The sequence below is a fragment of the Pseudomonas sp. NBRC 111139 genome (assembly GCF_001753955.1).
Taxonomy (GTDB): Bacteria; Pseudomonadota; Gammaproteobacteria; order Pseudomonadales; family Pseudomonadaceae; genus Aquipseudomonas; species Aquipseudomonas alloputida.
In genome coordinates this window covers 1-12,373 of the sequence record NZ_BCBP01000068.1, presented here as the reverse complement: position 1 = coordinate 12,373, position 12,373 = coordinate 1, and the positions used below count along the sequence as shown (strand labels likewise).

The window sequence follows — 12,373 nt, the reverse complement described above, 5'->3', positions numbered from 1 at the left end:
CTCAACCCCAACACACATCCACATGCCCAGCCCCCTCCACAGCCACCACCTAAGCACCCGCTTCCAGGCCCTCGACCAGTTCCTGATAGAGCACCAACAGCTGTGGAAACCCCGCCCCTTCACCACCCTGCAACTGCCTTGGGAAACCACCCACCCAGAGCTTGCCGCCCACCTGCGCCAATGTTCCCTGGCAGACGCCGAAGCCGACAGCGCCGCTGACCGCTTGCCTGCCCCATTCCCGCAACTGGACGAACAAGCCCGACAGCTCGCCACGCTCGGCAGCCTTGCGCAAACCAATCTACCGCCTGCCGCCCACCGCCTGGACGTCGCCGTCCCCGGCCGCAAATGGCAGCAGATCGAAGCCTTCGCCAGCCACCTGGCCTTCCGCGAGCAGCCCCGGCACTGGCTGGACTGGTGTTCTGGCAAAGGCCACCTCGGCCGTCGCCTGCTGCAACCCGGGCAACACCTGACCTGCCTGGAGTACGACGCCGACCTGGTCGCTGCCGGTCAGGCCCTGAGTGCACACCACCACTTGCAAGCACAGCACGTACATCAGGATGTGATGGCCAGCGACAGCGCTCGCCACCTGGCTGACGATAAAAGCGTGGTTGCCCTGCATGCCTGTGGCGATCTGCATGTACGCCTGATGCAACTGGCCAGCCAGCAAGGTTGCCGGCAACTGGCCATAGCCCCGTGCTGCTACAACCGCATCGCCGCGCAGCAGTACCAGGCGTTGTCCACAGCCGCGCAGGCGTCGAGCCTGCAGCTGTCGCTGGACGACCTGGGCCTGCCCTTGAGCGAAACCGTCACTGCCGGCGCCCGCGTGCGGCGCCAGCGCGACACCTCGATGGCCCGGCGCCTGGGCTTCGACCTGCTGCAACGCCAGCAGCGCCAGAGCGATGAATACCTGCCGACGCCTTCCCTGCCGGTGGCCTGGCTGGAGAAGCCCTTCGAGCAATACTGCCGCGACTTGGCTGAACTGAAGCAATTGCCAGTGAGCGGCGACCCGGACTGGGCAATGCTGGAAGCTGCGGGCTGGCAACGCCTGGCCGAGGTTCGGAACCTGGAGCGCGTACGCAACCTGTTCCGTCGGCCACTGGAGCTGTGGCTGGTACTCGATCGCGCCCTGTTCCTCGAAGAACAAGGCTATGACGTGCGCCTGGGCCTGTTTTGCGATTACCCACTGACCCCGCGCAACCTGCTCATTCTTGCGGAACGCGACGGTTAGCCGCAGTACAACCTGTGGATAAGTCTGTGAACAAGCTTGTGATTACCTGTTGGATCCAAGCGCTATTTCAAGCGCTTGGCTTATTCCTGCTTGCGGCTGCAGCCCAGTAAAAACAGGCGTTTGCGCAAAGACCAGCGGCGTAGCGATCCGGCATGCCTTTCGCTCAGGTCGCCGATGCCACTTGTGCATAAACATTTCTTGTGGTTAGCGCAAGCGGCTTTTGTGGGAGCGGCCTTGCGTCGCGAATGGGCTGCAAAGCAGCCCCGGCGATTTCAGAGATTGTGCCGAAAACGGGGGCCGCTTTGCGGCCCTTTCGCGACGCAAGGCCGCTCCCACAAATGACCGCGTCAATGCCTAATGCGCCTTACCCTTGGCGATCTCGATATCGTTCATCAGCGCCTTGGCCATGTCGCACAGGTAATCGGCTGCCCCCAGGAATTTATGGTCGTCCTCCATATCCCCCTCACGCACCAGGTGCTTGATGTAGCCCATCAGGATCGAGACATGCTCGTAGGCAGCATCGACAGGGACGCCGGGCTCTACGCGTAGCAGATTGAGGGATGGGTTACCGGCTGCGAGGAAGGTTTCCACGCCTGCGGTTGTGATTGGCTCAGAAACATCTTTTTTCATGGCAAATCCTTATTCACGGAAGGAGACTGCCAAAAATCTTTCTCACGGATTTGGGGCGGCAGCCGTACGCAGGGTGAGAAACCGAGTGAATAAGGAAGCCCGGCCAGACCGAGGTCTGCCCACGTACGACCACCATGGCGAGTAGCGCTTATTCAAGTCGGGTTCTCACACCCAGTCGCCAGAGCGACCCGAAAACGGTATCCGTGAGCCACTTCCCCGACAACAGCGTTACTTCGGCGGCGCGCGTAGGATACTTCCGAAGCATCCAAACCCTGAAGCTTTAGACCCCATGGTTCAGAATTCCCTTACACAGATAACCCGGCTTACCCGCCCCCCTGTAGGAGCGGGTTCACCCGCGAAGAGGCCATACCAGACAACACAAGGCTAATGCTCCACCGCCGCAACGGTGTATCATCCGTCCCCCAAATCATTAAAAAGTGACGTCGCGCGCTGCCCGCCAGCCCCGCGACCTTCTGGCGTTGCGCCAGAACCGACAATGGACCACCGGACCTGAGCATCGTGACCCGAGCCAACCCCCTCGCCCTGTTGACCTTCGCCCTGGCCCTGACCGGCTGTGCCGGCGGCACCCCGCCCCAACCCAACAGCAACCTGGGCTGGAACCACCCCGGCATGCAGCTGGGCGGCGACAACGGCCTGCCCCTGCGCACAGAAGCCCCATGCCGCAAGCGCGGCTGCGACAACGACAAGCTGTTTTTCAACCCGGGTAAAAACGAGCCTAGCGTCACCACCATGCACCGCGGCTGGTAGGAAAATTCTTCTTTTGGGCCGGTGACTTAGGTCTTTTGCGAACATTCGCAAGGAAGTGGTTTACAGGCGCCAAACGATCGCTATAATGACGCCCCATTGCCGGTATAGCTCAGATGGTAGAGCAACTGACTTGTAATCAGTAGGTCCCGGGTTCGATTCCTGGTGCCGGCACCATTCAAGGTTCCATAGAAAGCTTTCAAAATCTCTGGAACCCCCGAAAAACCCGCCTTCTGGCGGGTTTTTTCGTTATGGCGTTCCGTCGGATTCCGAGGGCAGCCAGCGCTAATAAGGATAGTTTTAAGGATAGAGGTCCGTTTCGATATCGGAGACTACCCTTATGGCCCGCACCACTGCCCCGCTCACAGACACCACCTGTCGCACGGCAAAGCCCAGAGAGCGCGAGTACAAGCTCTTCGACGGCGACGGTCTTTACCTGCTTGTGCAACCCAACGGCCGCAAAGGCTGGCGGCTCAGGTACGTGAAACCCGATGGCCGCGAAGGCCTGACCGCCCTCGGCAGCTACCCGGTGGTCGGGCTGGGCGACGCACGCCGCAAACGCTTCGAGATCAAGCAGCAGCTTGCCAATGGCATAGATCCCATCCAGTACAAGCAACAAACCAAGACCCAGGCCGTGATCAACGGCCGCACCTTCGAAAGCGTTGCGCTCGACTGGCACGCGAGCATGGTGCCGAAGTGGGCGCCCGGCCACGCCAAGACTGTGCTCAGCCGATTGAAGACCCACGTGTTCCCTTTAATCGGTGCCAGAGCAATCGTTGAGCTGGACACCCACGACCTCATGCAGCCACTGGAAGCCGTGACGAAGCGCGGCACCATCGACGTGGCGCTCAGGATCAAGAACTACCTGCAAAGCATCATGCGCGAGGCCAAACGGCTGCGACTGATTACAGCGAACCCGGCTCACGACCTTGATGGCTCGATCAAAACTCCACGGGTAACTCACCGACCCGCATTACCCTTATCGCGACTCCCAGAGCTACTGGCATGCATTGATGACTACAGAGGTCGCCCGCTCACGCGCCTCACGGTGATGCTGTCGTTGCATGTATTCGTACGCTCCAGCGAACTGCGCTTCGCCCGCTGGAACGAGTTCGACCTCCAGCGCGGAATCTGGGAGATCCCCGACACCCGACCGGCGCTGGACGGCGTGCCGTTTTCCACAAGGGGTACGAAGATGGCCGGGGACATCCACGTTGTACCCTTATCGCCGCAAGCCGTGGCCTTGCTTGAGCAGATCCACGCGATCAGCGGCAAATTCGACCTGGTGTTCGCGGGGGATGCCAAACCGTGGAAACCGATGTCCGAGAACACGGTGAATGCCGCGCTCAGGACGATGGGCTACGACACCAAGGTGGATATCTGCGGCCACGGGTTCCGAGCCATGGCGTGCAGTGCGCTGATAGAGTCTGGGCTATGGTCGGAGACGGCTATCGAACGACAGATGAGCCACAAGGAACGCAACAACGTGCGTGCCGCCTATACCCACAAGGCTGAGTTCCTTGAAGAGCGCCGGATGATCATGACCTGGTGGAGCCGGTTTCTGGAGGCGAACCGTGAGGACCATGTGACCCCGCACGAGTTTGCCAAGCAGACGGGCGAGAACGTCACGCGCCTGCGCAGTGCCAAGAGGATCGAGTAACCTGCCGCACCACCACCTCAAACTCGCTGTGAAGTTACCCACAGCACCCCATGAAGCTCCTCCGCGCGGGTCCTTCCAAACGGGGCTGCAAAGCCGCCCCGTTTGGAAGGACCATACCTAAGAAAAAAACTGCTGGCACAGCGTACGTCTGTGGAAAACCACTGATGTCCACCGGGGGATAGTTTTATCCACAAGCGCTAAATCTCTGATATCGCGCTGCTTGACGAATATTGTCCACAGGCGTAGACCAGGAGTCGCAAGCGCTGTCGATGACAGCACCCCAGGTGACCCGAACCTTAAAGGTCACGCCGCTCCCGCGGTGGTTCTCCCCAAGGGCGATTCGCATCCGGCAGCTCGCCCGGTCACTACCCATGTGATGGATGCTCTTACACATAAAGCGCTCGTGCGCCAGATACTCCGTACCTCGCTGCCCTGCAGCAACCTATCCGCTTGGCCGAGTATTGCGCCAACCTGTGCCCGTCTCTTTCTTCTGGAAAGAGACGGGCACTTCTACCACTGCTGCAGCCCTGATCGCACATGGCTTTGCGGCAATCCCCCTCCGTGACAATCGGCGTGACAAACGCCGATGTCACCAGCAACAGCGATGTAGATGATGGTGCCGCAGACCAAGGAATGGACTGCACCTGACTGACAGTCAGGCATGCCCCGGTCATCGCATTGCTGCGTTCACCCGGCTCAGGATCTTCAGACGCTGCTTTCGTCAGCCAGCACTGCCTCCACCCGCCCACCGGTAACGGTGTTAAGGAGGCCAGATCATGAGATGCCCTTGCTCCCGGTTGTAAGGAGCCGCTAGTCCCGCGTAGTGGACATTCCCCACAGGTCGCAGGGACCTTGATCCCTGATAACACTGAGCATTCTTGGCGGGATGACGTGGGGCGAGGATCGGAGAACGGCAGATGAGGTGATCGACATGGCATTGGTGGGTAGACGCGATGGCCGTAATTTCGGCTACGGCAGGCAATTGAGCTACGCAGGTCCGCAGGCGCTGAAAGATATGTTCGGCGGAGGCCACTACGGCACGGTCAAGGCACACTGTGATCGGTGGCAGGCATTCGTGAAGTGGTGCCGCTCCGAACAAGGGCCCGGTATCAATGATGCGCGGCACATTGATCGAAAGGTGTTGGCCGACTATGCGGCGTATCTGCGTGACCTGGTTCGGCGTGGAGACCTCGCCGTCAGCACTGCACAAAACCGGATATCCAGCGTTAACAGGACCATGGCGGCGCTTCGCGGTGATCAGTACGTGAAATTGCCCAGCCCGAGCAAGGCGTTGGGCATGCAGCGCACCGGGGTTCGACAGTCGTTGCCGCAGGGCCAAGACCGCGAACAGGTTAAACAGATCGTCGATGCACTTTGCCGGCATCATCAGCTACGAGCCGCCGCGATTGTCCTGTTGGCGCGAGCCACTGGCATGCGCTTGCGTGAAGCCATCTTGGCTGACCTGCCACGGTTAAGTCGTGAGTCCCAAAATTTAGGTAGGATCAACATCCAGGACGGTACCAAAGGTGGCCGCGCTGGCGCCTCGGCACCCCGTTGGATTACGGTGGATGATCATATTCGTGATGCTCTTGGATTCGCATCGAAAGCGTCACCTTCAGGTAGCCGCAACCTGATTGCGCCAAATGAGAGCTACCTGAGTCTTCTGCAAGAAAGCATCCGCTCTGCGCGGGATATCCTGCATGCACACAACCTCAAGGGCTTCCATGAGCTACGAGCAGCGTACGCATGTGAGCGCTACGAGCAGATCACCCAACACCCCGCGCCAATCAACGGCGACCAATGTTGCCAGGTAGATAGGAACCTTGATCGTGAGGCCCGGTGGCAAATCAGCTGCGAGCTGGGGCACGGACGGATCGACGTGGTCGCCGCCTACATTGGTGGCCGGGCATGAGTAAGCCATTCGATATGGAGCTGTTTTTGGCTGGAGTTCTGACCGGCTCGCACGCAACGCGGCAACGCCACGTTCGCCAGGCGAAAATCATTCAGGCTGAAATTGCAGAACGCTGGCAGCGAGAGACACCGTGGCGCTGGCGGAGAAAGCATCTGGCATGGTTTCTCGAACATCGAATGAGCCACCGCAGTGAGGCGACACAGTACTACTACCTGCTGACCGCGAGATTGCTCGCTCACCGTTTAGAAAAATCATGGATTTTAACATTCTGACCAAGGATCTAGTGCTGATAGTCACGACAGACTCCAATCTACTGAAATCGCTCCTGCGCGGAAGACAACCAACGGCCAGCAGGTGACGTTCGATCACGTCACCTGCGAGACCAATTTTGGCTGGCAAACGTAACCGTTGCCCTCCGACCGAGTCCGCAGCGATAAGGCACTAAGCGGAAACTGCGACGGAGATAAAGCTCATGGCAAATTTCTTGTCCAACGGCAGCCTTGCGAGATAGCATCGAGCCATCACTAGCAGGGATGCTCGAAGTGCACATATTCCTCCCCCTACTTTTCCTCCTCACTCAGACAGCACGCTTTTTTTCTGACAATAAGGGCGGTGCCGCGCGTTGCGCTAAGAACTTTTCTCTGCGTGCCTATCGCCGGGCCGATGGATCCAGACACAGTCATGTGGTGTGCCTCGACGGTTCTCGGAAACTGGCCACTCCCTTTCAACAGAGCTGCACATGCTCTCCGGATGAACATGTGTGTTTTCATAAAATTTATACAAGGTCTTGTGCTGAGAACTATCGCTCGTAACAGGAAGAGAGAAAAAGCATGCGAAAGCTAGACGGACACAACGCTAAATTAGGTGTACGTACCCAAAAACAAGACCAACCAATATTGGTGATTTAATTAAATAAAATAGGAGATATCAAATGAGCATGAGCTTTGATTTAAATCAAACCGTGGCAGATGCTTACGACGAAGCTCTGAAAAAAAGAGGAATCGCCAACATTCTAATTGCTGGCAAAACTGGCGTCGGAAAGAGCACTTTAATAAATACAGTGTTTCAAGGGCGTATGGCTGCCACCGGACAAGGCCGACCTGTAACGCAACACACAAAAAAAATCACTAAAGAAGGGGTTCCGATTGCCATTTATGACACTAAAGGGCTAGAGGTTAAAGATTACGACCCAATCCTTAAAGAGTTAATGGTATTTATCAGATCCACCAATAGCAACACCGACCACCAACAGCATATACATGCTGCATGGATCTGCATTGCTGAGGGCACTCGGCGGGTTGAAGAAGCTGAAATTTCTTTAGCAAAGCACCTGTCCGAGGCAATGCCAGTTATCATTGTCATAACAACGGCCACGTCAGATCAAGGGTTTAAAAGCATTGTCGAAAATCTATTTCCGTTCGCAAGAAATGTTGTACGAATTAACTCCGTAGACCTAACGCTTGATGGCGGCATGAAAATCCCCGCTCACGGACTGGAAGATTTAATCGATATAACAATGGAGGTAATTCCAGAAGGACAAAAAAAGGCGTTCGCAGCAGCTCAGCAGATAAAGTTAGATCACAAACTTAATCAATCACACAAGATTGTTGCTGCAGCCGCCGTTAGTGCGGGAGGGATCGCTGCCGTTCCTATCCCATTTTCAGATGCAATAGGAATTATTCCAATCCAGATAGGAATGCTGGCAGGCATTAGCTTGGCGTTTGGCTTGGATGCAAACAAAGCGTTTTTAGGGTCCCTAGTCAGTGGGACGTTTGCTGCTGTGGCGGGAAGCTTTGGAGGTCGAGCGGCCGTAGGCGCATTGCTTAAATTTTTCCCCGGTTTGGGGAGTGCCGCTGGAGCAGCTATATCGGCCACTGTTGCAGCTACTATTACAACCACATTCGGCGAAGCGTACGTTGCAACTTTGTACGGACTCCTTAAAGACGACCCCGACAAAAAACTAACTGGGGATGATGTTGCGAAAGCATTCAAAGAGAAGTTGCAGAACTGATCATCAACAAAGTCAATACGAATAAGTCTCTGCCAGTGACCGCGCCTGGCGCACACTGGCAGATTTAGATCGATTATACATGATTTCTAATGCGATTGGTTTTCACGACAGACACGAACACAAACTAGCTTGAGATATTGACTGTGAGCAGAGCACCCGACTCAAATTTTACAAAGGCGTGTGCAAAAATTTTTCCCGGCGATTATTTAGCGAGCGGCTTAGAGGATTAATCCCTTCAATACCATAAGCTTAATCGTGACAAGAAAAATTAACTTTACGAAAACTAACAACTCATTTTCCGAGAGAACCTCATGACCTCTGACGAACTTTACAGTTTCTTAAGTGACCCCAAGTTACTGGAGCTCATTGAAATTAACAAAACAGCTGATAACGTATTTGACGTGGTGAACTTAAACGAAAACCAAAATTCAAGCGTTTTGGCTTGGTGCATGAATCCCAACGAAGGGCATGCACAAGGCGATGCAGTTATTAAAGACTTTCTTGAGGCTGCATTTGAGGCAAGTGAGAACTGTAGATTCGACAATAAAAAATTTTTTGAAAAATGGACACTTGGCAGAATACGCACAACAAGTTTTGGAGCTGCCTTTGTAACGCGAGAGTTCAAAATAAAAATCAATGACGGATCTAGCAATGGCAGGTTGGATCTATTCTTAGTAGACCCAAGAAATAAAATCTTGATAGCAATAGAAAACAAAGTAAAAGCCACACTAGATGGCGGGCAGTTAGAGAGATATGTAAAATCTGTTAAAAACGAACTAGCCACGCGTAAAGTATTTTCGGACTTCGACCTCGCATTTGTCGTCATCGACAAGGATCTGGAGTCTTATTCTGAAACCCATTTATCATCCCTTGGCAATCGGTGGTGCTTACTTGATTACCAGTGGCTAGAACCTTCAGCAAATCGAGCTCGGCACAGTCTAAACCGAGGAAACCAATCGGCGCAGCTTTTAGCAACGTATTGCCAAAGTGTTACCAATTGGGAAAGCCCGGCGAGCAAGGCACAGTCAGATTTGATGGCAGACATTGCGCTTTCTTACCCAGCAGTTATCGAAAGCATGCGTGAACTTAAACGCATTCCAATGGAGGCTTGGGAGCCTTCCACTCTTCAAGGGCCACTTGGGGAGCTGATGATATTTATCTCTCAACACAGGCCTGTCTGCGAAAAGTTAGTTAACATAAGAGGAATCACAAGCCTCGTTCAAAAACTTGCCAAGGCAATTCCTAGCTCAGCAGTAGACTTTATTGAAGAAGGAAGTTACTGGGTAGCTTTGACATCAGCCCAGATTGGAGTATTTCAGCGCAACGAAGGCTGGCCAATATATCTAGATATTTACCGAGTTGCTAGAACATCAACTCCGTCAGCTCCGAAGTTTACGATAAAATTGGTGTGGTTGAAAAATGAATTCAACCCTCTTTCTTGTAGTGAAACCGAACTTCGTGCTAGTTTCGAAGGTGCATTCAACGGCCTCAACAAACGACAAACATCTGACCGAAGAAGAATACTCATTGCAGAACACATTACACCAACTGAAGCCATTGATATTGCAACTCAATCAGTTACAAAAATTAGCGAACTTCTGAACAGACACCTTATTAGCAAACAGAACTCAACAATCAACTCCACGAACAATTAAATCCATAGCAACACAAACACCAAAACGAAGATCAAAACAAATACTCAACAGATAAGCATTGGTGATAGCCGGCACTACCAATGACTTACATCTTATTAGACATAACCCGTAAGATCGGCCATAAGTTAGATTTAGTACGTCGCGGCGATGTACAGGGAGGGGGGAAGGTGACTTTTCCGCTCCTGTGGGTCTTCTTGAATCAGTGACCGACCGGGAAAGCACCTAAGGATAGTTTTAGAGATAGGACCGTAAATCTCTAAGAATAAAACTCATATATATCATATAGTTTTCCTATTTTTCGACTCTTGGTGCCACCGTACGCAGTATCAAAAATGCTCACCGAAAGATGAGCTTTTCTGTTTTCAGTGCCGTTATGCCCGCCCTCCCCCTCTCAAACCCTCCGCAACCCCCGCCGCACCTCTTTATCGGCATACATCAACTGATCCGCCGCTTTAAGCGCGGCCTGCAGCGAAGTCGCAGCGGGATCAACACTCGTAATACCAAAACTCGCACCCGCATAATCAAACCGACAGTCGTCAAACTCGTAGCTACCAATCAGCAGCGGCACCAGCCGTCTGCGCATCGCTGCGGCAGTTTTGGCCATTTCGTCCGGGTTGATCGAAGCGGTCAAGCCGATCACAACGAACTCGTCACCACCCCAGCGCCCAAGTTCATCTGTTGCCCGCAACCCGCCCTGCAAGCGCCGGCTGCCTTCGATCAGGAACTTGTCCCCCACCTCGTGCCCGTAGGTGTCGTTGATCGCCTTGAAGTCGTCGAGGTCGATAAATGCCACCAGCACCCCCTGCCCCGTTCGCTTCGCCAACGCGAAATGCCGATGCAAGGCAGCCAGGATCGCACGCCGGTTCTTCAACCCGGTCAGCGCGTCATAGTTGGCTGCATAGCGTTCTTCCTGGCGGCGCAATAGCATCTGCCCGGCCACACGGCTGGAGAGCAAGATCAAGATCAACCCGAGCACTGCCACAGAGGCTCCGGTCCAGTAGTACTGCTGACGCATCGGCTGCAGGTGATCAAGCTTTGCCAGCGTCAGCAGCTGATATTGCGCGTCGTTCAGGGGCTGGCGATGCACCAGATAAGGGTGCCCGCCAATCAGCCATTGATCGGCCTGGGCCGCGCCTGCCACTGCGCGGATATCCATGGGCTCGCCCGGCTCTTCGTCGCCATCCAGAGGCCTGCGAATATCGGGCGGGAGCAGTGCCGCCACGTTACGCAGCATGAAGGGTTCGCTGGACGCGGTGGTCACGCGCCCCTGACGGTTCACAATCAAGGCAATGTGACGCCCTGTCAGGTAAAGGGCGATGTCCGGGGCATCGAACTTGACCGTGACAGAGCCGAGTGGCTTGCCGTCAGCATCGTCGATGCGGCTGGCTACGAAATAGGAGGGGGTTTTGTTAAGGCGGGCAATGCCGAACATTTCACCACTGCCGGTGCGCAATGCGTCGAGGAGGTAGGCCCTGCCCGTATAGATCTGGCCAACGATGCTGAATGACTCCGCCCAGTTGCTGGCCGTCACCGTATCGTCTGAGAGGTTGTTCATGTAGATACGGGCATAGTGAAGATCACTGGCCAATCTATCCATGAAATCACCCACGCTTCGCACCAACGGGTCACGGGTGAACTTCGAAGCGCGCTCCTCACGTGTGAGTGCCGCGAAACCAGGCGGATCATGGCGATATCGGGCAGCGAGTTGGATCACCTCGCTTTGACGGGCCACCATGTTGGCCACGCTGGCCATCTCGGTGAACAGGCGGTCTACCACACGCCCCGTGATCTGGGCTTCATATTCGGCGCCTGCCGCCAGGTTGTCGAGTTCTTCTTCCGTAAGGCGCTGCGCTACCCACCCGCTCAGGCTTGCCACAAGTGCCAACCAGACGACCACAACGCCTAGCGTCACCCGGCGCACGATGGATGGAATGTCCCTGCGTTGCCGCCGTTGCGACGGATCGTAACTCACGCCGCGCTTGCCGGTTGAATGGTGCACCAGAGCAACTCCTTTTGCGATACAGCAAGGTGCATCATCGACCCTGCGATACCCCGCCAAGGCGAGGCTCGCTAGATTGTAAGACATTCACCTCAGTGGATCGCCAATGGATTGATGGCGGTCAAACGACGGGCTGGGCGAGGGGTTTACGTTCAGAACAGGCAGCCCTGAGGGAGGATGAGCATGGCCAAGAGATTCCCCACAAACCCTCGCCACCCCGAGCGTATCTGCTGGGGTTGCGACCTGTACTGCCCTGCCAAGGCGCTAGCCTGTGGCAATGGCGCAGACCGGACCATGCATCCGGTGGAGCTGTTTGGCGAGGATTGGGATAGCTTCGAGGGCCAGTTGGAGAAGCCGGTTGATCCAGGGCAAGCGGTAGAGCCCAGGTAAGAAAGGGCCGCTTGGCGGCCCAGCGCAGGCCTTGAACCCAGCGCTGGCTCTATGGGACCGGGCTTGCCCGCGAAGCTGGCGATGCGCGTGCAGGCACCGGCTTCGCCGGTGTTCGCGGGTGAA

At 55.4% G+C, this 12,373-nt stretch carries 10 protein-coding genes and 1 tRNA gene; 9 read left to right on the top strand and 2 right to left on the bottom strand.

Annotated elements, in window-relative coordinates; translation table 11 throughout:
- Positions 1-22: 22 nt before the first annotated feature.
- Positions 23-1,228: an adenovirus L4-33K/L4-22K family protein gene (locus BJQ17_RS24055; RefSeq protein WP_070096766.1), complete on the top strand. Its 1,206-nt coding sequence runs from the start codon at positions 23-25 to the stop codon at positions 1,226-1,228.
- Between the two features lie 354 nt (positions 1,229-1,582).
- Here the strand turns inward: BJQ17_RS24055 and BJQ17_RS24050 are convergent, their stop codons facing one another.
- Complete coding sequence (locus tag BJQ17_RS24050) at positions 1,583-1,858, bottom strand: DUF3077 domain-containing protein (RefSeq protein ID WP_019439071.1); 276 nt, start codon at positions 1,856-1,858, stop codon at positions 1,583-1,585.
- Positions 1,859-2,377: 519 nt separating this feature from the next.
- Here BJQ17_RS24050 and BJQ17_RS24045 point away from each other — a divergent pair.
- From BJQ17_RS24045 to BJQ17_RS30440, 7 genes are all read left to right on the top strand, one after another.
- Positions 2,378-2,626 (top strand): hypothetical protein, encoded by a 249-nt coding sequence (locus tag BJQ17_RS24045; protein WP_003255757.1) that lies wholly within the window; start codon positions 2,378-2,380, stop codon positions 2,624-2,626.
- A gap of 98 nt (positions 2,627-2,724) precedes the next feature.
- Positions 2,725-2,800: transfer RNA gene (locus tag BJQ17_RS24040), tRNA-Thr, on the top strand.
- Positions 2,801-2,963: 163 nt separating this feature from the next.
- The gene (locus BJQ17_RS24035; protein ID WP_070096765.1) at positions 2,964-4,283 is read left to right on the top strand and encodes an integrase arm-type DNA-binding domain-containing protein; all 1,320 of its coding nucleotides are present in this window, start codon (positions 2,964-2,966) and stop codon (positions 4,281-4,283) included.
- Positions 4,284-5,214: 931 nt separating this feature from the next.
- Positions 5,215-6,195 carry an integrase domain-containing protein gene (locus BJQ17_RS24030; RefSeq protein WP_070096769.1) on the top strand — a complete coding sequence of 327 codons (981 nt, stop codon included), beginning with the start codon at positions 5,215-5,217 and terminating at the stop codon, positions 6,193-6,195.
- Entirely contained in the window at positions 6,192-6,467 is a 276-nt protein-coding gene (locus BJQ17_RS30445; protein ID WP_083285106.1) for a hypothetical protein, read from the top strand. Before BJQ17_RS24030 ends, BJQ17_RS30445 begins: the two co-directional genes overlap by 4 nt.
- Positions 6,468-7,126: 659 nt before the next feature.
- On the top strand, positions 7,127-8,206 hold the full coding sequence (locus tag BJQ17_RS24025) for a GTPase (protein WP_083285105.1): 1,080 nt from the start codon (positions 7,127-7,129) through the stop codon (positions 8,204-8,206).
- A gap of 311 nt (positions 8,207-8,517) precedes the next feature.
- Entirely contained in the window at positions 8,518-9,861 is a 1,344-nt protein-coding gene (locus tag BJQ17_RS30440) for a PD-(D/E)XK nuclease family protein (protein ID WP_083285104.1), read from the top strand.
- A 391-nt stretch (positions 9,862-10,252) separates the two neighbouring features.
- Here the strand turns inward: BJQ17_RS30440 and BJQ17_RS24020 are convergent, their stop codons facing one another.
- Positions 10,253-11,863 (bottom strand): diguanylate cyclase, encoded by a 1,611-nt coding sequence (locus tag BJQ17_RS24020; protein WP_070096767.1) that lies wholly within the window; start codon positions 11,861-11,863, stop codon positions 10,253-10,255.
- 180 nt (positions 11,864-12,043) lie between these two features.
- Between BJQ17_RS24020 and BJQ17_RS24015 the strand changes: the two genes are divergently transcribed.
- Positions 12,044-12,250: a DUF3079 domain-containing protein gene (locus BJQ17_RS24015; RefSeq protein WP_014860378.1), complete on the top strand. Its 207-nt coding sequence runs from the start codon at positions 12,044-12,046 to the stop codon at positions 12,248-12,250.
- Positions 12,251-12,373 lie beyond the last annotated feature (123 nt).

What these genes read in the sequence shown, in the direction of transcription:
- BJQ17_RS24055 (WP_070096766.1), top strand. Translation starts at nt 23, where the DNA reads ATGCCCAGCCCCCTCCACAGCCACCACCTAAGCACCCGCTTCCAGGCC.
- BJQ17_RS24050 (WP_019439071.1), bottom strand. Translation starts at nt 1,858, where the DNA reads ATGAAAAAAGATGTTTCTGAGCCAATCACAACCGCAGGCGTGGAAACC.
- BJQ17_RS24035 (WP_070096765.1), top strand. Translation starts at nt 2,964, where the DNA reads ATGGCCCGCACCACTGCCCCGCTCACAGACACCACCTGTCGCACGGCA.
- BJQ17_RS24030 (WP_070096769.1), top strand. Translation starts at nt 5,215, where the DNA reads ATGGCATTGGTGGGTAGACGCGATGGCCGTAATTTCGGCTACGGCAGG.
- BJQ17_RS30445 (WP_083285106.1), top strand. Translation starts at nt 6,192, where the DNA reads ATGAGTAAGCCATTCGATATGGAGCTGTTTTTGGCTGGAGTTCTGACC.
- BJQ17_RS24025 (WP_083285105.1), top strand. Translation starts at nt 7,127, where the DNA reads ATGAGCATGAGCTTTGATTTAAATCAAACCGTGGCAGATGCTTACGAC.
- BJQ17_RS30440 (WP_083285104.1), top strand. Translation starts at nt 8,518, where the DNA reads ATGACCTCTGACGAACTTTACAGTTTCTTAAGTGACCCCAAGTTACTG.
- BJQ17_RS24015 (WP_014860378.1), top strand. Translation starts at nt 12,044, where the DNA reads ATGGCCAAGAGATTCCCCACAAACCCTCGCCACCCCGAGCGTATCTGC.